Below are 20,149 nucleotides of genomic sequence, written 5' to 3'. Positions count from 1 at the left end.
CGTTGCTTATAATCTTTCTACGTCGCCGAATTTAGTACAAGTAAAAGCTATGCTGGAACAAGCTTTTACAGAGGACCATTACGAAAATACAATTCTCCACAGTGACCAAGGATGGCAATACCAACACGATTTCTATCATCATTTTTTAGAGGATAAAGGAATCCAACCCTCTATGTCACGTAAGGGGAATAGCCCAGATAATGGAATGATGGAATCTTTCTTTGGCATTCTTAAGTCCGAAATGTTTTATGGATATGAGAAGACGTTTCAGTCACTTGAGCAATTGGAACAAGCTATTGTAGACTACATTGATTACTACAACAATAAACGAATTAAGATCAAATTAAAAGGACTTAGTCCTGTGAAGTACAGAACTAAATCCTTTAATTAAATTATTTGTCTAACTTTTTGGGGTCAGTACATTGTCCTAGCCTCTTTTTATGAGTTCTTCAACTCCATTTATTGGTTGATTAGCTTTTCAGAAAGACTGTTTAATGGCGTTTTAAGCCCCGAAGCAAAGACTTCAAGAGTCCGATATCATCCGTCTGTAAGATCAAGCCCGCATATCTACGGCCAATATAGACAATCAGCCCTAAACAGGTCAGAACCAAAATTAGTAAGGATAGACCTGCTTCCAGATTCGATGCAAATCCGTTAATCAAACGGACAGGCATGTAAAACGGAGAAGAGAGAGGGAAGTAAGAAAGAACCTTCAGGACAATCGTATCTCCCGAATCCGTAAAGGCATAAGTTCCAAAGAACAAGGCCATGGTGAGATATGAAATAGGCTGGGCGGCCTTGGTCGCATCTTCTGCTCGGGTCACCAAGGAACCAGAAAAAGCAGATAAGATGACAAACAAGAGCAACGCAAAGATGGCAAAGACAACGATCAACACGTTCAATTGTCCAATCGCCATTTCAATAAACTCTCGGAAAGGAGCGACAGATTCTTGTTGAATCAGTATAGGATAAGCGATCAATGCTGCAAGGACATAAATTCCAATATGGGTCACAATCACCCCAAAAAGGCCTGCGATTCGAGCGAAAAAGTAATTTTTAGCTTCGATACTGGAGAAAATAACCTCCATGATCTTGGTGCCTTTTTCTCCTGCAATTTCTTGAGCCGTCATCGTCGAATAGATCAACAACAAGAAATACACAAAGAAATTAATCGCCATAAAGGACAGCTGTTGTACCGCCTTCTTCAAGTCTCCTGACTCATCCTTCAAGACCTCCTTATAGTCCGCTTGTTTACTGAGGATTTCTTGTTGAGAGGTAGATAATTGAGCTTGACTTTGATTTTCCTGGACCTGTAGTAGTTGGAGTCCTTGCATGAGCAACGTTTTCTTTGTCTGTGCTAGACTGTCATTTCCATGATAGGTCGCAACAACTTGTCCATTTTCATCGCTAATTTCGATATAGCCGTCTAATTTCTTGTCCTCAAACGCCTCCTGTGCTTGAGTCAAACTGGTGTAATGCTCAAATGAATCATCTCGATCCACAACCTGTTGGATTTCAGGAGTCGCCACTAAGGCAATCGGATCTTTCGCCGCACTTTTCGAAGTCATCCATCCTACAAAAAAGGAAAGTCCTAAAATCAGGAATGGCGCTAAGACCATGGAAATAAAGGCCCAGGATTTGATTTGTCGAAGATAAGTCTCGACAATGACTGTTTTAATTTGTTTCATCTTACTCCCCCGCAATCATTCTGAAGATTTCATCAACCGTCGGTGGTTGTTGGTCAAAAGTTTGGATATACTGACCACCCGTCAGTTTGTCAAATAAGTCTCGACCAGCTGACTCGTCCTCCAAAATCAGGCGCCACGTTCCCTGCTTGGTCACACTGACTTCTAGGACATGCGGCAATTGCTCCAACTCCTCTTGGGTCCAGTCACTGCTGATAAAGAGTCTGGTTCGACCATAGGACAAGCGCACTTCCTGTACCGTACCTGCAAGTGCAACTTCACCATCTTTTAGCATCACGAGGTCATCACAAATCTCTTCAACATCGGTCATGACATGGTCTGAAAAGATGATCGTTGCGCCACGTTGTTTCTCTTCCAAAATCACTTGTTTGAGAAGGCTGGCATTGACAGGATCTAGACCTGAAAATGGCTCATCCAAAATGATCAAATCTGGCTGATGGATCAAGGTTGCAATCAGCTGCACTTTTTGCTGATTTCCCTTAGAGAGACTCTTGATCTTATCCGTGACCTCTCCTTTAACCTGCAAGCGTTCCATCCAGCTTGGAAGAACACGCGATACCTCCTTCCGGCTCATCCCTTTCAATTCTGCCAGGTAGGCGACTTGATCCCGAACCGTCAGCTTGGGCATCAAGCTTCTCTCCTCCGGAAGATAACCCACCCGCTCAAAGGTTTGTTGCGTAATTCTCTGACCATCAAAAATAATCTTTCCTGTGAAGCTGACAAAGTTTAAGATGGAATGAAAAATCGTTGTTTTCCCTGCTCCATTCTTACCAACAAGACCCAAAATTCGCCCTGGTTCTACAGCAAAACTGACTCCATGGAGGACCTCCTTTTCGCCAAAACTTTTTCGTAGTTCTTGAATTTCTAACATCATTATCTCCTTATTTGTAGTACCGTTTGACAATGCGGTATTGGTGGATGATCATATAAATATAAATACAGCCTACTGTCACCATAGCTAAGGTGATATCCATCCTAAACAACGCACTTAAGATCAAGAGAAGAATCAAAATCGCTGGGATGACTTGGTTCGTCAATCGAATGACCAGCTCAAAATTCTCTTCATAATTAATTTGCTTTTCTACCTCATCCATATGGCTCATCAGAACCTCTCGCTTTTCCTTAGAGTTCGCATAGCGCGGAAGGGCTCGACCATTTACCACCTTATAACTTCTATCGGCAAGAATGCTCGTCGCCACACCAGATAGAAAAACAATGACTCCATATAGGTTAGCTAGTACCCCGTCTGCCTCATAGCGATAAACTGTTCCTATCATATAATTAAAGACGAGAAGGGCCGGAACGATTAAAACAGCCGCAATCATAAAGAGAAGACTAGACTCTTTCTGCGATCGAATTTCGATGGCATTTGCCAATTCCTCATCCTCCGTTTGACTTCTTAGGGCTACATTTTCCTTTAATTTGCGATAGAGATAGCCTGCTACCAAAAGCAAAAAGACAGATAGAGTAGTTAGCCCTCCATAGAGAAGGGGTTGGGAAAGGATGTTTGTCAGTCGTACACCCCTTTCTAGGTGAAAGACTTTTACTCCATACCCAATCAAAACACCACACAGACCGCTTAGTCCGATAATGAGGACATTCCTCCAGAAACGATAACGCTGCGTTTTTTTCCTCTTTCTCACTCTTCATCCTCCTCTATGCGAAATACACTCTCCACTGGTTCTTTAAAGATTTTAGCAATCGTAAGGGCAATGACAACCGAAGGTGTGTACTCCCCACGTTCTAACAGACTAACCGACTGTCTAGATATTCCGGCTAGTTTGGCTAGTTCGGTCTGGTTGAGACCATCCCTCGCTCTCAACTCCTTGAGACGATTTTTTAATACCATCTTGTCCTCCTATACTTGATAAATGATCAAGCCATTCTCAGTATCCTCTGCTCGAATCTCACCCTTGCCATACTTGATCAACAGCAGGTAGAGGTAGAAAAAGTCTCCTACACAGCCACAGGCATGAAAAGTAACCCAAAAAAGATAATGGACCGGTGAGAAAAGATGCAGCGCACAGCCTACTGTTAGGAGCGCTGTTAGCATGACAAACGGCGCTCCAGCAATCATCGCCATCTGCTTCCTCTGGTAGAGACTTCCAGGACTGGTCGCATAGGCCATCATCGAAGACCACTTGAACCCAAACCTGACAGGTCTTTCCGGAGCAAAAAGCTTGAAAAACAGCCCATGAATGAGCTCGTGGACAGCTAGTAAGGGAATAATCCCCAACATAACCCCTATCAGATCAGTATAAGGAACATCCCACTGCTGTTGCCCTCCTGCTAGAAAAACCGTCAACCAAGCAAACGGGAAAAGAAGAAGTATCCAAAGGATCACAGCAACCATGTTCAATCCAAAAACCAAGCGCTTGTTTTCCTGGATGTCCACTTTTTCTAAAATTTTCATATCGCCTCCTTGATCATCTGAACTATCTTACCTGTATAGTATAACACTTGGTTTTATTTTTGACAAGTATTTTTTTCAAAAAAATATCTATTGTTGTCATTTTGTACATTATTCGATACATCAAAATACCTGTTCATTTCCAAACAAAACCTGTAGACAAAGAAGAAAGTGTTCTTTTGTTCCTTATAACCTATCTGTTCTACCTAGCCTTCCCTTGCCACGCGTTCCTATCCGCAAAAAGGGTACATTTGGCTCCATCAAAAAAAGACCGAGGATTTCCTCAGTCTTCATTTGAATCTTATACATGTTGTCCGACTGCTGCGAGCAACTCAGCGATTTTGCTGGCATTGGAACCTCCTGCCATGGCCATGTCTGGTTTTCCACCACCACGTCCATCGACGATTGGAGCTAATTCTTTGACCAAGTTTCCAGCATGGATATCCTTAGTCTTGCTAGCTACAAGGACATTGACTTTGTCACCGATAGCGGCAACTAGGACAAGCACATCGGAGTAGTCTTTTTGTTTCCACTTATCCGCAAAGGTCCGAAGCGCACCAGCGTCTGATACAGACACTTGGCTTGCGATGTAACGGTGGCCGTTGACTTCTTGAACATTCTTGAAGACATCGCCTGCAGCTGCTGCTGCGGCTTTTTCTTTGAGTTCCGCATTTTCTTTTTGGAGTTGACGGAGTTGTTCTTGAAGACCTTCGACCTTGTGAGGGACTTCCTTGACTTGAGGAGCTTTAAGCGTTGCTGCGACAGCTTTCAAAGCGTCTTCTTGTTCACGATAAGCTTCAAAGGCTTCCTTACCAGTTACTGCCAAGATCCGGCGAGTTCCAGATCCAATCCCTTCTTCTTTGACAATCTTGAAGAGACCAATCTCAGACGTATTGCCCACATGGGTACCCCCACAGAGCTCGATAGAGTAGTCCCCGATCGTCACAACTCGAACGGATTTTCCATATTTCTCACCAAAGAGGGCCATAGCTCCCATTTCCTTAGCAGTATCAATGTCTGTCTCAACGGTCTCAACCGCAAGTGCTTCCCAGATTTTCTCATTGACTTGCTCTTCAATCGCACGCAATTCTTCAGGAGTTACGGCTTGGAAATGGGTAAAGTCAAAACGGAGAAATTCCACTTCGTTCAAAGATCCTGCTTGTGTTGCGTGATTTCCAAGGATATTGTGAAGGGCCGCGTGAAGCAAGTGAGTCGCAGTGTGGTTTTTCATGACCCGGTGACGACGATTGGTGTCGATGGCCAAGGTGTATTCTTGGTTCAAAGCAAGCGGTGCGAGCACTTCGACCGTATGGAGGGCTTGACCGTTTGGTGCTTTTTGAACATCGGTCACAGTAGCCACGACGTTTCCTGCTGCATCCAAGAGTTGACCATGGTCAGCGACCTGTCCACCCATCTCTGCGTAGAATGGTGTTTCCGCAAAGATCAGAGAGGCAGTCCCTTCAGAAACGGCTTCAACTTCTGCATTGTCCGCTACGATAGCGACTAATTTAGAAGACAATTGACTAGCATTGTAGTTGAAGACACTTTCTACGGTAATGTTTTGGAGGGTTTCATTCTGCATACCCATAGAGCCACCCTTGACAGCTGACGCACGCGCCCGCTCTTGCTGCTCTTTCATGGCTGCTTCAAAACCTTCACGGTCGACAGTCATGCCCGCTTCTTCAGCGATTTCTTCTGTTAATTCCACTGGGAATCCATAAGTATCGTAGAGTTTGAAGACATCTTGACCAGCAATGACAGATTGACCTTTTTCTTTCAAGCTAGCTACGATACCTTGGGCAAAGTGTTGACCAGAGTGCAGGGTACGGGCAAAAGATTCTTCCTCGCTCTTGATGATTTTTTCGATAAAGTCTCGTTTTTCAAGCACTTCTGGGTAGTAGCTTTCCATGATCTTTCCAACCGTTGGAACGAGTTTGTAAAGGAAAGGCTCGTTGATCCCCAATTTTTGACCGTGCATAGAAGCCCGACGGAGGAGACGACGAAGGACATAGCCACGACCTTCATTTCCTGGAAGAGCCCCATCCCCAATGGCAAAGGAAAGGGAACGGATGTGGTCAGCGATGACCTTAAAGCTCATGTTGTCGCCATCTGGATCGTAGACCTTTCCAGATAATTTCTCCACTTCACGGATAATCGGCATGAAGAGGTCCGTTTCAAAGTTGGTTTTAGCTCCTTGGATAACGGCCACCAAACGCTCCAAACCAGCGCCCGTATCAATGTTCTTGTGGGGCAGTTCCTTGTATTCGCTACGAGGCACAGCTGGGTCTGCGTTAAATTGTGATAAAACGATGTTCCAGATTTCGATGTATCGGTCGTTTTCGATATCTTCTGCAAGCAGGCGAATCCCGATGTTTTCTGGGTCAAAAGCTTCACCACGGTCAAAGAAGATCTCAGTATCGGGTCCAGAAGGCCCCGCACCGATTTCCCAGAAGTTGTCCTCGATTGGGACCAAGTGGCTTGGATCCACTCCTACTGCAATCCAGCGGTTGTAAGAATCCTTGTCATCTGGGTAATAGGTCATATAAAGTTTGTCTTTAGGGAAGTCAAACCACTCAGGACTGGTCAAGAGTTCAAAAGCCCAAGTGATGGCTTCATCACGGAAGTAGTCCCCGATTGAGAAGTTCCCTAGCATCTCAAACATGGTATGGTGGCGAGCCGTTTTTCCGACATTTTCAATGTCGTTGGTCCGGATCGCCTTTTGCGAGTTGGTAATCCGAGGATTTTCAGGAATGACAGTTCCATCGAAATATTTTTTAAGAGTCGCAACCCCTGAGTTGATCCACAAGAGAGTTGGGTCGTTGACTGGAACCAAGCTGACAGATGGTTCTACCGCGTGGCCTTTGCTGGCCCAGAAATCCAGCCATAGTTGGCGGACTTGTGCACTAGATAGTTGTTTCATGAGTTCTCCTTATTTTTGTTTAATTCGATCCGCTTTCCAGCATTTCTACATAGTCAATGGCGACACAGAGGGAAATGACCAGATCAGCGTATGCATCCTCAAGGACCGTGACGGTGTAAGTCGAGGTGAGGTGAAAGAGTTCTTTCCTAATCTCCGCAATGAGTTGGTCACGGTCATCCAATAGTTTGAAATCCAAATCCCAGATATTGCCCTCAATCCGAAGATTGAGGTTATCAAAGGTATACTTATCACGTAAGAAGGTCAACTTCTTGCGAATCACAAAACTTGAACCGTCCTGAAGCTGAATGGTAAAGCGTGGCAAGAAGGTCATCACTTCTTTACTGATGCTACTCACCTTCTGACCAGCTGCATCATAGAGGGTAAAAGTCTTGGGAATCTTCATAAAGGACCCTTCCACCTGATAAGCGATTTCTCCCCTGTCATCCTTGATAGCGAAGCGTTCGCCTCCAAAACGGAATTGTTGTTTCACGAGATAGGTTTTCATCTGCACCTCCAAAAGCAAAAGACAAGTCCACATCACGAAGGGCGAAAAACCGCGGTACCACCTTCATTCAATGAACTTGTCATTCTCTTATTCTTATGCAATTGTGACATCGAGTAGCATGACTCTCTCTCTCAGATGGCTCGCAGCACCGCCACTTCTCTGGACTAAGAGGACCGAAAATCAATTCTCAACCCCTCTATTATACTGTTTTTGAAAGCTTGCGTCAACTTAAAATCAGCCCCACTGTATCGTTGACAATGATGAACAATCCCATCGCATGGTTAAGTCTTCCCTTTATTTAGCCTTAACGAAGCAAGTCTAGCATTTCTTGATTCAGTCTTTCATAACAAGAAAAATAACCAACATCTATCTCAAACATATCCTGTAAAATGAACCGTTTCATTTTATCACTAAATATCCGTTTGTCAACTATTTTTTCAACTCACCAAAAAACGAACCAGTTTGACTGATTCGTTTTTTCTCTGATAGGTCTGAGGCTTTCAATGGAGATGGGAAGGAGCCAGAAGATAAGGCTGAGTCGCCTGGCCCTTCTAGGCTCATTGCCTTATCACCAGTTTTCACAGACGCTTACTTAGAGCTTGAACTTGAAGTGGAAGACTCTGATGTACTTGTACTTGAGCTTGCACTGGTGCTAGAAGATGCACTTGTTTTGGCGTATTGAGAAATAATGCTTTGGAAAGCTTCGTCTTTAACTTTTACATTGTACTTGGTCAAGGCTTCTCCGACGACTTTTGCTACATAGGTAGAGTCACTTTGTTTTGACTTAACGATAGCTTCCTTCAGGACATCCTTGTAATCTTCCCAGTTCTTAGACTTTTCAGTCTTCTTCACCAGCTTTACGATATAGTAGTTAGAAGCATAGGTACTGTAATCTACGACCGAAACGAGCTGAGACCCTACTTGACCGTCCTTAAGTGCAAAAATCGCTTTTTGGACGTCTGTTGGAACAGTTGTTGACGTTGAATCAAACTTAACAGTTCCTCCATTTTCTTTTGTCGTTTTGTCTGTGGAATTTTCCTTAGCCAACTGGGCAAAGTCATCCCCGTTTTGGGCTTTTTTCAAGACTTCGTTGGCCTTGTTTTGGTCCGTCATTTGGATGATTTGAGCTTCTACTTCTGGCGTGTAACTATCGTAAGCCGTCTTATATTGCTCATCGGTGATGTCTTTTTCAGCTGCAACCTTCACTGCATACTCTACCAGCTTGCTCGTCCGAATTTGCTGCTTGTAGGCTTCCTCTGTCATGCCGGCAGATGCCAAGGCTTGGCTAAAGGAATCCCCATAGTTTGCTTTTGATTCATCAAATGCCTTTTGGACATCATCATTGGTAACTTTGCTACCGTATTCTTCTTCCAACACATCCGAAATCAGCATTTGAAGCAAGACAGACTGAGCTTGGCTGTTGGTCTTAACCGTTTCGTAAAATTCACGGATGGTGATGCTTCCGCCCTTGTAGGTCACAATATCGTCTCCCTTCAAAGCTTTCGCTTCAAGGGCCTTATCTGTGTCTTTATTCGCACTCGAAATCGCTCCGTTGCTTGATGAACAAGCAGCTAGCGTCGTTGCAGCAACCAGTGTCACTGCCCCGAGAAGAAATTTTTTAGCTTTCATCAAAAGGTTCTCCTTTTTATTCATTAACTTTACCAGTATACCACAAATCCTTAAATTTTGCTTAAAACACTAGGCTTCCAATCGGACTTCCTCGACATTTTTTCTAAGTAGCAAAAGCCCATCACTTAAGGGCAACAAACTAGCCGTCAAGTCGGGATTGTCCAAGGTTGCATCAAACAAGCGCTGAAGCCCCCTATAGATCGTGCGCTGACCTCGTCGGACTTCCTGAATGTCCCGTGCTACATCTCCTCCTTGAAACACATCATCCAGCACAATGAGCCCTCCGACCTTGACTTTTTTCAAAATCTCAGGCAAAAAGACAATGTACTTGGACTTAGCAGAATCCATAAAGACAAAGTCATACTGATCATCTGGAAGGCTCGAAAGCAAGTCTCCGGCTTCTCCTTCTAGCAATTCAATCTGCTTTCGCTGGTCATACCGAGCTATATTCTCACGCGCGTAGCTCAGCATTTCTTCGTTCCGATCAATGGTCGTTATCCGAGCCTTGGGACTATTTTCTGCCATCAGCAGGGCTGAGTAGCCAATGGCTGTGCCCACTTCCAAGATTTGTCGTGGCTGAAGCGTCTGAAGTAAGACGCGAAAATAAGCCACTGTCTCATGTGGAATGATCGGAATATTCTGTCCACGCGCAAAGTCTTCTAGTTCTTTCAAAAATCCTGTATGTTGTGCTTGACGCTCCCGCATCAGCTCGACAATTTCTTCTTTCACAACTGGACGTCGCATGTTGTGATTTGCATTTTGACTATATGTTTTCACCATAGAGTTCATTATACCATAGCTCCTAGTAGAAACCAATGGACATCCCTTCGTAGCGATTCGGAGAGAGCCATCATGGGAGGCAGGGCCTTTTACTCTTGAGACAGCACTCAAAAAAGAGAGCGGCGTCGCTCTCCCTTAGACAGTTTGCTTTCTAATCCCTTCCCCGGAGACAAGGACTTAAAGATGAACGCCTTTTTCAATCAAGGCTTCTAACTCATTTAAGCGTTCCTCAAATACCTTGAAAGCATCATTGAGGTAATCTTCTTTGGTCATATCGACTCCTGCTTTTGCAATAACGGCAAGAGGATAATCTGAAGAACCTGCCTTTAAGTAATCCAGGTACTTTTCGATATCTTCTGGACTGCCATGGACGATTTTATGGGCCAGTGCAGATGCTGCCGCAAAACCTGTCGCATACTGGAAGACATAGAAATTATAATAAAAATGTGGAATCCGTGCCCATTCGTATTGGATCTCTGGGTTTTCTACCGCAGATAGGCCATAGTAGCGCTCATTCATCTCTGCATAAATCGTATTGAGAAGCTCTGCAGTAAGGACTTCCCCATCTTGATCGGCCTTGTGAATGGCTTGCTCAAACTCAGCAAACTGCGTTTGTCTAAAGACAGTCCCCTTAAAGCCATCTAAATAATGATTTAAAATGGCAAAGCGAGCTTTTTCATCAGTCACTTCTTGTAAGAGACGTTCCGTCAAGATATTTTCATTGGTCGTTGACGCGATCTCAGCTAAAAAGATCGAGTAGTGCCCGTACACATAAGGCTGGTTCTTCCGAGTATAGACAGAATGGATCGAGTGCCCCGTTTCATGGACTAGGGTAAAGAGGTTATCCAAGGTATCATCCCAGTTCAAAAGCATAAAGGCATTGGTGTCATAGGAACCCCCCAGAATAAGCGCCCGAACGTTTGCCTTCATTTTGCATCGCATCAATCCAGCGATCAGAAAAGGCTGCTTTCACATACGAACTGTACTCTTCCCCAAAAACAGACAGGGTTTCTGATGCTTTTTCCAGAGCTGCTTCATAAGTATAAGAAAGGTCCATCTCAGACAAAGGCGTATAGATATCATACATCTTCAAATCATCTAAGCCTAAAACCTTCTTGCGCAAGTCGACATAGCGTTGCAACAAGGGAAGGTGCTTGTTAACCGCTGAAACAAGGGTATCATAGACGGATTCTGGGATGAAGTTTTCAGCAAGGGCTGCTTCTCGAGCGCTAGAATAGTGGCGTAAGCGAGCATTCAAATTGTGGTATTTGGCATTGGTTTGCAGTGTTTTCGCATAGGTATGCTGAAACTGCTCATAGACTGCATAAAGGTTTTCGTAGGCTTCTCTGCGCAGTTCCCGGTCTTTAGACTCCATATAAGAGATAAAGGTTCCGTGGGTCAATGGTTTTAAATGACCCTGTTCATCTGCTACATCCTCAAAAGAGATGCTGGCATTGTCCAACACTGAGAAGGTCTCTGACGCAGCACCATAGATTTCAGAGGAAGCCGCTAAGACTTCTTCTACTTCTTGCGATAAGACATGGGCTTTTTTGGTCAACAGGGTATCCAATTGGTGGCGGTATTGTTGGAGAGCAGGCTCTGCCTCATAAAATTCTTCCAATTGTTCAGGTGTGATTTGCAGAAACTCTGGCTCATAATAAGCAAAAGCTTGAGAGAATTGGGAATAGGCTGTATTGGCCTTCGCTTGAAACTCCTGATACTTGGCCACTCGTGTATCTTGGTCATTTTTCATTGAGGCATAGACGTACAGCTTTTCAATCCGACGCATCAGGCTCAATTGTAATTCAGAGACTGTACGGAAGGTTTGAGCTGATTCGAGCAAGCGTCCTGCATAGTCTTTTCCAGTCTCAATCGTGGACAAAAGATCCTTGTATTCCTCTTCCCAAGCGGCGTCACTCGGATAAACGGTCGTTAAATCCCATTGGAATTTTTCTTCAATTTCCTGACGTTGTTTTGGCATAATCCATCTCTTTTCTTTTTAAATTGCTTCTATTATACCATCCTTCCCTTCGTCATGACAATCTCCATCTGCACCCTTTTTCCAAAAAATCGGTCCTAGGGGAGCCCCTTGAGTCCCTTGCTCTTCCCTCTTCTTCAGATCGAACTTCCTCCAGAACAATCTCTTCCTATCCATTCGTTTTCCAGACTGCCCTCTCCCTCCAAGGGGCGCTACTTCATTCGATAATATGCAGGAGAATACACGACTTGCTGTCGCTTATCCGTTTGTTCTTGGTAGTATCGGTCAAATGCTTGATAATAGTGGTTCAAATCCGTCGTAATTTGACAAAAATCCTGTCGCTTGACAGGAGTCAGTTGGGGATAAAAATCATCCCGTGAATAGGTCAATAGATTCTTTCCCTCTTGATAAGCTACGGCCTGCCGTTTCATCCATTTCGGATCACGGTGAAAGAGCTGGCAGGCCACATAGTGCTCGATGTCTGGATCCACTTTTGCCCTCAAGTGAGAAAGAGCTTGTCCTTGAAACGGAAAGCGAAAGATTGATAACAGATCTCCCTCCCCAAATGGGAAACATCTCTGCAGATACTGCACTTTCCCGTGCAAGTCTTCATGAATGAGGTATTTTAACCGGATTTCTTTCTGTTTTAGGTCTAATTCCCAATAGTGAAACCCACAATTCCAGCTAAAATATAAGAAGTGCTCTTGGAGCTTGGTAAGCCGGTCTTTCAGCCAGAGCTTCTCTCCCAATAACCATAAGACCCTTTGCCCATTGTTGTGATAACTTCTCGTCCGATCCTTAAGGCGCTGGATCGACAAGGAAGAACACTGAATCTCTAGTGCTAAGTTTGGAAAGACAAATAAATCCGCGATTTGCTGGATTTCTGGGAAGGCATATTCTATCTCGACTGCTTTCGTCTGTCTAAGCCAGCGGTATAAGCTGGCTTTCAATTCTAAATGCTGAGGGGATTCATTCTCCGAATAGGCCAAACAATCCTGTAAAGAGCGATGGGCAAAATGAGCTTGTAGGACCTCCCCTTTTTTAAAAATCAGCTGACCTCCACATCCCGGACAGGTATACCTTCCCCGTTTTAAGTTTGGGTCGGCTAGTAGATTGATTCGATTCCCGTGTGTATCAAGTGCTGTGAACATCCGCATACCTCCACTCTCTTTATTCGTAAAAGGGGGATAAAGGCAGCGAACGACTCTCAAAAGGGGTGAAGCAGCAAAAAGAGGCTGGGACAAAAGTCCTAGCCTCTCCATTGTTTTTGGATTGTCGAGCAAGACGCAGTGGTTGAGTGGGCTCTACTAGGCTGATTGCATCAGCCTTTACAGCCCTACTCAACTGTGCGGAGGTGGGACGACCAAATCGAATTCTAAGGAATTCCCGATTTCTGTCCCACTCTCAGATACATGATGTCATTCGCCTACTTCCATTTACGAGGTAAGCCATTCTGCTTATTCTCATTTTAAGAGTAGGAATACAGACAGGAAAGCATTAGGAATGAGAAATTTTAAAGAAGGGTAATCCCAATGCTGTGTCATCCTTGTCCGTGCTCTTTGTGTTAAACAGGTAAGACATGGTATACCAACCGGACAAGGATTGAGTATAGGGGTCGGTCACATATACCATCCCATTGTTGTAGCCTTTTAGCACAATCTCATGAGAACCTTGATTCACAAAGACATTTCTTTCTACACCAGCCAACACATAATCGCCTGACTTCAAGGCTGAAACAATGTGATTGTAACTAGATAAGTTCGTTGCTTTTAATCCCCAGGCATTTGCCGCTTTTACAATCCCTGGTGCGCGCGTCCCAGGAACAGTCCGATCGAAGTCGTTGGTGTTATGATATAACCAATCTGCAACTGCGGTTGGCATGATGGTTTTGCCAGTTAAAGAAGAAAATACCATACTAAGCGAAGTGGGAACACAGCCAGTATCACCCATTGTATAACGGCCGTAGTATTTGCTAATCCAGCGCGCATCTCTTTGGTTAAAGTAAGGCATGGGATACTTTTTTGGTTTGGCACTTTGTTGTGCTTGTTTCTTCACGAAGGCATTGGCAGTTGTGCCAGGAGCCTTGCTCCCTTTTTTAACCAAGGTGACTTCTACAGCTTCAACGCCCAAACTGAAGCCTTCCGTTCCTGCTGCTGATCCATTCTTGGTCCAACCCAACCAGCCCTTATTTTGACTATGCACACGATAATAGACATCGTAATCCTTACTAATATCACCGATTAAGGAAATCTTGACGGCTTCAACTTGCTTTCCTGATCCGCCAACCCCACTCGCCTGACCATCACGGACAAGGGGCACCCAGCCAACATTCTGTATGTGGGTCTGATAGGATACATGACCGAAATAATCCGAGTCCAAGCGGACCCCTAAAGCCTCAATTCGTCTATTCTTTCCGACGCTACCACTGACAGAACCATCCTTCACCTCTGTTTGCCAACCATTCTGCCCTACATAGGTGCGGTATGAAATACTGGCTACTTGTTGACCTTTTTTTATGAAACTACGACGGTTGTCTCCTTGAAAGCTGTCTTCTTTAGATACCAACTGAACTTCAATCGCTTCTAAGCGCAAGGACAAGCCTTCCGTTCCTGCATTCCCACCATTTTTAGCCCAACCTAGCCAGCCAACATTCTGAACATGTGTTCGATAATAGACGTCGTAATAGGTTGCTAATTCACCTGTCAGACGCATATTAAATGCTTCTAAACGTTTACTTTTTGCAACGGTGCCACTCATTTCACCTGTTTTAACTGTTGTTTGCCAACCAATATCTTGAACATGCGACTGGTAAATGATATCGCCAATAGCAGATAAGCCATCTTCTAGTTTGAAAACCAGCGCTTCAAGTCGCTTGCCTTTTCCAACTGTCCCGATGACTTGACTCGCATCAGAAAAGCCATTCCATCCAGTCCCTTGAACATGAGCATTGACCTTGATGTCTTTTGTATCTGCCTTTTTGTGTCCTTGGTCTCCTCCTCCTTCTTCCTCCGCAGAGGCTGTTGAGGTTGGTTGGACACCTGCTTCTGCTTGAGTGGAAGCTTCTGTTGTACTTCCATTAACTGAAGAAGCAACAGTCGAATCTATGGTATCCGAGGTCACTCCTACATTTGACGGTGTAACATCCTGTCTTGTGTCAGCCGATTGCTTCGATAACACGATACTGCCTGTCGTCGAATCCACACTCGTTTCACTGGTCTCCTCAGTTGAGCTATTCTGATTATCAACGATAGGAGAGGGGACTGCTTCATTCACTTGACGGTTTGTTTCTGGTATTTGAACATCAGATGCTGGGCTTAATGAAGTCCCATAAGCAGTCGTTGGTACTACTTCTTCAGCTAAAACACTCGGTGCTAGCAAAAGCCCTGTCAACGTGATACCAGCAACAACCCAATTTTTCTTTGACGGATATATCTTCCTTCTCATAAATCTACTCCAAACTATTACTACTACAACTATAAACTAATTTGATACCATTGTCTATATGCATCGCCCCTCTTTATCAAAAGAAATGAAAAAAATGAACCGTCCCCCATAAATTAGACTAAAAAATCTAACTTTTGGGGTGCAGTTCATTTTTGGGGATAGAAAACTTACTTCAAGTTCTTCGTTTATCCAATAATGGAACCATTCGGCACACTTGCATCCACTGTCAAGAGGGTTAAGTTTCCGTCGTGCTCTGCCGAGAGAATCATGCCTTGGCTGACATATTTTTTCATCATCTTGCGTGGTTTGAGGTTGGCCACGATTTGAACTTTCTTGCCGACCAATTCTTGTTCATTTGGATAGTATTTGGCAATTCCAGAGAGGATTTGACGGTCTTCACCGTCTCCAGCATCCAGGCGGAATTGAAGCAACTTATCAGAACCTTCTACTTTAGCAACTTCCTTGACTTCTGCGACACGGATTTCAACCTTGTCAAAGTCTTCAAACTTGATTTCATCCTTGTTGAGTTTCAGTTCCACTTCATAAGGATTCCATTCTTTTTCAACTGCTGGTTTATTGCCTTCCATTTGTTCCTTGATATAGGCAATTTCTTCTTCCATATCGAGACGTGGGAAGATAGGCGTTCCCTTAGCCACTACTGTGACTCCTACAGGGAAATCTGCTAGATGCAAGTTTTCAAGGCTGGTCGCTTCTGGGAGACCCAGTTGAGTCAAGACTGCACGACTGGTTTCCATCATAAAGGGCTCGATCAAGTGAGCTACGACACGAAGACTAGCTGCCAAGTGAGCCATGACTGCTGCCAATTGCTCCTTGTCACCCTCTTCTTTAGCGAGTACCCAAGGAGCGGTTTCGTCAATGTATTTGTTGGTCCGAGAGATGAGGGTCCAGACAGCTTCGAGGGCACGCGGGTAGTCAACTGCTTCCATGTAGGTATGGTAGTCAACGATAGATTGATCTGCTACTTGGGCTAGCGCAGTGTCAAACGCGGTCACCCCTTCTTCGTAAGCTGGAACTTGTCCATCAAAGTACTTGTTAATCATGGAAACCGTCCGGTTGAGGAGGTTTCCAAGGTCATTGGCCAACTCATAATTGATACGGCCCACATAGTCCTCAGGAGTGAAGGTTCCGTCCGAACCAACTGGAAGGCTGCGCATGAGGTAGTAACGAAGTGGATCAAGCCCATAGCGTTCGACCAGCATTTCTGGATAAACCACATTTCCTTTAGACTTGGACATCTTGCCATCTTTCATGACAAACCAGCCGTGAGCAATCAAGCGGTCTGGGAGTTTCATGTCCAACATCATGAGAAGGATGGGCCAGTAGATGGAGTGGAAGCGTAGGATGTCTTTTCCGACCATGTGGAAGACGGTTCCATTCCAGAATTTGTCGTAGTTAGCATGTCCTTCTTGACCATAACCAAGCGCAGTGGCATAGTTGAGAAGGGCATCAATCCACACATAGACTACGTGCTTCGGATTGGATGGGACAGGCACTCCCCAGGTAAAGGTCGTCCTAGAAACAGCCAAATCTTCCAAACCAGGCTCGATAAAGTTTTTTAGCATCTCATTGAGACGCCCTTCTGGGCTAATGAAGTCTGGATGGGATTTGAAAAATTCCACCAAGCGGTCTTGGTATTTGCTGAGGCGAAGGAAGTAAGATTCTTCAGACACCCATTCGACCTCATGGCCAGATGGCGCGATCCCGCCTGTCACATTTCCAGCTTCGTCACGGAAGACTTCTGCCAGCTGACTTTCTGTAAAGAATTCTTCATCTGATACGGAATACCAACCCGAGTACTCTCCCAGGTAGATATCATCTTGAGCCAGCAAGCGCTCAAAGACTTGCGCCACCACTTTTTCATGGTAGTCATCCGTTGTCCGGATAAAGTGATCATAGGAGATATCTAAAAGCTTCCAAAGTTCTTTAACCCCAACAGCCATGCCATCCACATAAGCTTGTGGCGTGATGCCTGCTTCTTCTGCCTTTTGTTGAATCTTTTGCCCGTGCTCATCAAGACCTGTCAGATAAAAAACATCGTATCCCATGAAGCGTTTGTAGCGCGCTAGGACATCGCAGGCGATAGTTGTATAGGCAGAACCGATATGGAGTTTTCCAGATGGATAGTAGATCGGCGTTGTAATATAAAAATTCTTTTCAGACATGTTTTTTCCTTTCCAGGCAAATGAAACCTGTTTGTTAACACTTTATTATACCAAAAAAGAGCCACTCCTGCACTCCTTTTTCGCTTGGCAAGAGGACTCTTATTCTTCTGGTTTATTGGGAATCACCTTAAATAAGTAGTAGGTGATAAAAATGGTGAGACCAAGTAGAGCGATCTTCACCCAGATGATGGGTGCAAAGTAAATGGAAATCCCCATCAACAGGTAAATTTGAAGAAGAATTTTCTTCTTTCTTCCTTTCGCAATGGCTTTTGTCTCTCGGTAGTCCGCCACATAAATCTGGTAGAGACGGCTATTGTACAGCCAGCTTTCAAAGCGTTTTGAACTGCGTGCAAAGCAAGCAATGGCTAATAATAAAAACGGGGTTGTCGGTAAGATCGGAAGCGGAATACCAATAATCCCTAGCAATAAAGACAAACAACCAATGATTAGATAAACCAGTCTCATCTTTTCTCCATTTTCTCTCTCATTTTCATATCACTTCAGACCAAAAATTGCTGATCCCACTCCCACTAAATAGCTCATCCGATGGTAGGCAACTACTTCTTTTAGAAGAAGGGTTCTCTCTCTTTGTCTTTCGTATTGATGCTATTATAGAATTTTCGACAGATATTTTCAAGCCCACAAATATCGGAAGTTCTTCCTTTTTGATATAATGGACACAGAAACTAAAAAAAGGATAGACTATGAAACTGATTTCCTGGAATATTGATTCCCTTAATGCTGCACTGACCAGTGATTCGGCACGTGCCAAACTCTCACAAGAAGTACTAGCCACTCTTCAATCTGAAGATGCAGATATTATCGCACTTCAAGAGACCAAACTATCTGCCACTGGCCCTAGTAAGAAGCACTTAGACATCCTAAGCCAACTCTTCCCAACATATGACCTCACTTGGCGATCTTCCGTCGAGCCAGCTCGCAAAGGCTATGCTGGAACCATGTTTCTCTATAAAAAAACATTGCAACCCAAGGTGACTTTTCCTGAAATCGGGGCTCCGTCGACCATGGATAGTGAAGGGCGCATCATTACCCTTGAATTTGATGACTTCTTTGTGACCCAGGTCTATACTCCGAATGCTGGAGATGGGCTCAAACGCTTGGAAGAACGCCAAATTTGGGATGTCAAATATGCAGACTACTTGGCAGAACTAGACCAGCAAAAGCCTGTTCTGGCAACAGGAGACTACAACGTAGCCCACAAGGAAATCGACTTGGCCAATCCAGCTAGCAACCGTCGTTCCCCAGGCTTTACCGATGAAGAGCGCGCTGGCTTTACTAACTTGCTAGCCAAAGGGTTCACTGATACCTTCCGCCACTTGCATGGGGACCTTCCAGATCAATATACTTGGTGGGCACAACGTAGCAAGACATCTAAAATCAATAACACAGGCTGGAGAATTGACTACTGGCTCACTTCTAACCGCATTGCGGACAAAGTGACTAAATCAGCTATGATTGACTCCGGTGCCCGTCAAGACCATACCCCCATCGTCTTAGAGATTGACTTCTAACAGACAAACAACAGGAACTCCCTTTTCTTTCTGAAGGACGTGAACGGTTTGAAATTTTTATTGGATTCGTTCTACTCATTTTAGCCATCTGCTTTTTCAAGAAGAAATTCGGGACTGTAAATATACAATCTATCCATTGGTTGATTGAATAGGTAACACTTATTCAATCAACAAAAATGGTGTATCGGACATCCTGAATAGGCGTCTCAAACACGCTATCAGCATAACAAATTACGCTCCCATACTACAGAAAAAACGAAGCAGTGATCCCCCTCACTGCTTTTTCTGATCTCTGTAGCTCTTGACGGAATCCATTTAGTTTCCAATTCAGCGAATCGTCAGCCCGTTACGCCGTAAATTGATATAAAAAAGCGCTTAGACATTAAGTCGCAAGCGCTTGAGATAGGCGGGACCGCCGAAGGTCGCCCGCATTTCTAGACCCACCTATAAAGGTGGCGCGTTGGAGGCGGATACTTTTCAACCTCTATCTCTCTTCGCATTCATCGTAACACTATTTTTATTTATTGTAAAGTCTCTTTCCTTCTTTCTTGAGCTTGTTAATTTTTTGCTTTTTGACTTTATGATAATCAATGACACTATCATCGACCTTTTAAACAATCTAAATAGGAAAGAAAAAACGTGCCCCTTGAGCACCAAAAAAGCCCCTTACACACGTCAGAAACGTTGATCTAAAGGGCTTTTCGTGTTGTTATTATTTTACAGCGTCTTTAAGAGCTTTACCAGCTTTGAATGCTGGAACTTTTGAAGCTGCAATAGTGATTTCTTCACCAGATTGTGGGTTACGACCTTTACGAGCTGCACGTTCGCGAACTTCGAAGTTTCCAAATCCGATTAATTGAACTTTTTCACCTTTTGAAAGATATTCAGAAACTGCTGCAAATACTGCTTCTACAGCTGCTGTTGAATCTTTTTTAGTCAATGAAGTTGCTTCTGCAACTTTTGCGATCAAATCTTGTTTATTAGCCATTGTGCTAAATCCTCCAATTTTTATTCTGGGGTGAGTGACTCACAACTTATATATTACCCCAAAAAGCGCATAAG

General features: G+C 44.2%; 16 protein-coding genes and 1 pseudogene. 2 read left to right on the top strand and 15 right to left on the bottom strand.

Annotated elements, in window-relative coordinates; translation table 11 throughout:
* The coding region (locus STRDD13_RS00510; protein ID WP_156471261.1) for an IS3 family transposase at positions 1–391 on the top strand (391 nt) is incomplete at its 5' end.
* 100 nt (positions 392–491) lie between these two features.
* On the opposite strand, the gene STRDD13_RS00505 is transcribed toward STRDD13_RS00510, so the two are convergent.
* The 14 genes and pseudogenes from STRDD13_RS00505 to STRDD13_RS00440 all read right to left on the bottom strand — a co-directional run bounded on the left by STRDD13_RS00505 (position 492) and on the right by STRDD13_RS00440 (position 18,020).
* Positions 492–1,688 (bottom strand): ABC transporter permease, encoded by a 1,197-nt coding sequence (locus STRDD13_RS00505; RefSeq protein ID WP_067100445.1) that lies wholly within the window; start codon positions 1,686–1,688, stop codon positions 492–494.
* Between the two features lies 1 nt (position 1,689).
* Complete coding sequence (locus STRDD13_RS00500; protein ID WP_067100442.1) at positions 1,690–2,577, bottom strand: ABC transporter ATP-binding protein; 888 nt, start codon at positions 2,575–2,577, stop codon at positions 1,690–1,692.
* A 10-nt stretch (positions 2,578–2,587) separates the two neighbouring features.
* Positions 2,588–3,349 carry a DUF3169 family protein gene (locus STRDD13_RS00495; protein WP_067100440.1) on the bottom strand — a complete coding sequence of 254 codons (762 nt, stop codon included), beginning with the start codon at positions 3,347–3,349 and terminating at the stop codon, positions 2,588–2,590.
* The gene (locus STRDD13_RS00490; RefSeq protein ID WP_067100437.1) at positions 3,346–3,555 is read right to left on the bottom strand and encodes a helix-turn-helix transcriptional regulator; all 210 of its coding nucleotides are present in this window, start codon (positions 3,553–3,555) and stop codon (positions 3,346–3,348) included. The genes STRDD13_RS00495 and STRDD13_RS00490 overlap by 4 nt, the downstream gene beginning before the upstream one ends.
* A gap of 9 nt (positions 3,556–3,564) precedes the next feature.
* Complete coding sequence (locus STRDD13_RS00485; RefSeq protein ID WP_067100434.1) at positions 3,565–4,119, bottom strand: DUF3267 domain-containing protein; 555 nt, start codon at positions 4,117–4,119, stop codon at positions 3,565–3,567.
* Between the two features lie 298 nt (positions 4,120–4,417).
* Entirely contained in the window at positions 4,418–7,036 is a 2,619-nt protein-coding gene (alaS, locus tag STRDD13_RS00480) for an alanine--tRNA ligase (protein ID WP_067100432.1), read from the bottom strand.
* A gap of 19 nt (positions 7,037–7,055) precedes the next feature.
* A complete protein-coding gene (locus STRDD13_RS00475) occupies positions 7,056–7,541 on the bottom strand; it encodes an LURP-one-related/scramblase family protein (protein ID WP_067100429.1) in 486 nt (161 codons plus the stop codon).
* A 588-nt stretch (positions 7,542–8,129) separates the two neighbouring features.
* Positions 8,130–9,170 carry a peptidylprolyl isomerase gene (locus tag STRDD13_RS00470; protein ID WP_067100426.1) on the bottom strand — a complete coding sequence of 347 codons (1,041 nt, stop codon included), beginning with the start codon at positions 9,168–9,170 and terminating at the stop codon, positions 8,130–8,132.
* Positions 9,171–9,239: 69 nt separating this feature from the next.
* A complete protein-coding gene (locus STRDD13_RS00465; protein ID WP_067103111.1) occupies positions 9,240–9,950 on the bottom strand; it encodes an O-methyltransferase in 711 nt (236 codons plus the stop codon).
* Positions 9,951–10,127: 177 nt separating this feature from the next.
* A pseudogene (gene pepF, locus STRDD13_RS00460) lies at positions 10,128–11,931 on the bottom strand (oligoendopeptidase F).
* 209 nt (positions 11,932–12,140) lie between these two features.
* Positions 12,141–13,079: a competence protein CoiA family protein gene (locus STRDD13_RS00455; RefSeq protein WP_067103109.1), complete on the bottom strand. Its 939-nt coding sequence runs from the start codon at positions 13,077–13,079 to the stop codon at positions 12,141–12,143.
* Between the two features lie 346 nt (positions 13,080–13,425).
* A complete protein-coding gene (locus tag STRDD13_RS00450; RefSeq protein WP_067100424.1) occupies positions 13,426–15,372 on the bottom strand; it encodes a C39 family peptidase in 1,947 nt (648 codons plus the stop codon).
* 185 nt (positions 15,373–15,557) lie between these two features.
* Positions 15,558–17,555, bottom strand: a complete 1,998-nt coding sequence (metG, locus tag STRDD13_RS00445) for a methionine--tRNA ligase (RefSeq protein WP_067100421.1) — start codon at positions 17,553–17,555, stop codon at positions 15,558–15,560.
* A 99-nt stretch (positions 17,556–17,654) separates the two neighbouring features.
* Positions 17,655–18,020, bottom strand: a complete 366-nt coding sequence (locus STRDD13_RS00440; protein WP_067100419.1) for a YbaN family protein — start codon at positions 18,018–18,020, stop codon at positions 17,655–17,657.
* A gap of 239 nt (positions 18,021–18,259) precedes the next feature.
* On the opposite strand from STRDD13_RS00440, the gene STRDD13_RS00435 reads away from it, so the two are divergent.
* Positions 18,260–19,087, top strand: coding sequence for an exodeoxyribonuclease III (locus STRDD13_RS00435; RefSeq protein ID WP_067100416.1), 828 nt, complete (start codon positions 18,260–18,262; stop codon positions 19,085–19,087).
* Between the two features lie 712 nt (positions 19,088–19,799).
* Here the strand turns inward: STRDD13_RS00435 and STRDD13_RS00425 are convergent.
* The gene (locus STRDD13_RS00425; RefSeq protein ID WP_067100410.1) at positions 19,800–20,075 is read right to left on the bottom strand and encodes an HU family DNA-binding protein; all 276 of its coding nucleotides are present in this window, start codon (positions 20,073–20,075) and stop codon (positions 19,800–19,802) included.
* Positions 20,076–20,149: the final 74 nt, after the last annotated feature.

Source organism: Streptococcus sp. DD13 (assembly GCF_001578875.1).
GTDB lineage: Bacteria > Bacillota > Bacilli > Lactobacillales > Streptococcaceae > Streptococcus.
The sequence above is the reverse complement of the archived record's forward strand: the minus strand, read 5'-3'. Positions and strand labels throughout refer to the sequence as shown.

Coding starts and splice junctions, on each gene's coding strand:
- STRDD13_RS00455 (WP_067103109.1), bottom strand. CDS start 13,079: ATGTTCACAGCACTTGATACACACGGGAATCGAATCAATCTACTAGCC.
- alaS (WP_067100432.1), bottom strand. CDS start 7,036: ATGAAACAACTATCTAGTGCACAAGTCCGCCAACTATGGCTGGATTTC.
- STRDD13_RS00475 (WP_067100429.1), bottom strand. CDS start 7,541: ATGAAAACCTATCTCGTGAAACAACAATTCCGTTTTGGAGGCGAACGC.
- STRDD13_RS00450 (WP_067100424.1), bottom strand. CDS start 15,372: ATGAGAAGGAAGATATATCCGTCAAAGAAAAATTGGGTTGTTGCTGGT.
- metG (WP_067100421.1), bottom strand. CDS start 17,555: ATGTCTGAAAAGAATTTTTATATTACAACGCCGATCTACTATCCATCT.
- STRDD13_RS00500 (WP_067100442.1), bottom strand. CDS start 2,577: ATGTTAGAAATTCAAGAACTACGAAAAAGTTTTGGCGAAAAGGAGGTC.
- STRDD13_RS00470 (WP_067100426.1), bottom strand. CDS start 9,170: ATGAAAGCTAAAAAATTTCTTCTCGGGGCAGTGACACTGGTTGCTGCA.
- STRDD13_RS00490 (WP_067100437.1), bottom strand. CDS start 3,555: ATGGTATTAAAAAATCGTCTCAAGGAGTTGAGAGCGAGGGATGGTCTC.
- STRDD13_RS00485 (WP_067100434.1), bottom strand. CDS start 4,119: ATGAAAATTTTAGAAAAAGTGGACATCCAGGAAAACAAGCGCTTGGTT.
- STRDD13_RS00465 (WP_067103111.1), bottom strand. CDS start 9,950: ATGGTGAAAACATATAGTCAAAATGCAAATCACAACATGCGACGTCCA.
- STRDD13_RS00425 (WP_067100410.1), bottom strand. CDS start 20,075: ATGGCTAATAAACAAGATTTGATCGCAAAAGTTGCAGAAGCAACTTCA.
- STRDD13_RS00435 (WP_067100416.1), top strand. CDS start 18,260: ATGAAACTGATTTCCTGGAATATTGATTCCCTTAATGCTGCACTGACC.
- STRDD13_RS00505 (WP_067100445.1), bottom strand. CDS start 1,688: ATGAAACAAATTAAAACAGTCATTGTCGAGACTTATCTTCGACAAATC.
- STRDD13_RS00440 (WP_067100419.1), bottom strand. CDS start 18,020: ATGAGACTGGTTTATCTAATCATTGGTTGTTTGTCTTTATTGCTAGGG.